At 63.7% G+C, this 388-nt stretch carries 1 protein-coding gene; it reads left to right on the forward strand.

From position 1 onward, the window contains the following. Window positions 1-56: 56 nt before the first annotated feature. Window positions 57-388, forward strand: a 332-nt coding sequence (locus tag AC0L2X_RS32565; RefSeq protein WP_473601233.1) for a hypothetical protein, incomplete at its 3' end; no start/stop codon positions are given.

Below are 388 nucleotides of genomic sequence, written 5' to 3' on the forward strand. Positions count from 1 at the left end.
GCGGTGGAAGCGGGGGCGGCGGCTGGGGAGGATGATCAGGTCAGATTGAAAAAGGATTGCACGAGCCCAGCGTCCGATGGCATTTCCATGACCCTGCCAGGCTCGCCAGTCCCATCGACGTCCCGCCGAACGCGACAAAAGACGACGGGGTGGACCGGCCTCTGGAGGATTTCAATAGCTGGCCGCACGCCTGCCGGGTCGAGGCTGGCCCGCCATCTTTGAGCGGCGACGCCTCCCAGCTTGCGGCGAAGCGAGCGCTTGATGACGAGCGGCACAAGGTCGAGCTCTTGGAGCAAGAACTTACCACGGCCCGCCAAACTATCGATGCTCTTAAGGCAGGCGCAAAGCTGGCAGCCGTCGAGCAGGCCAACGCCATAAGGGACCGACA

The sequence above is a fragment of the Mesorhizobium sp. WSM4828 genome (genome assembly GCF_055811175.1).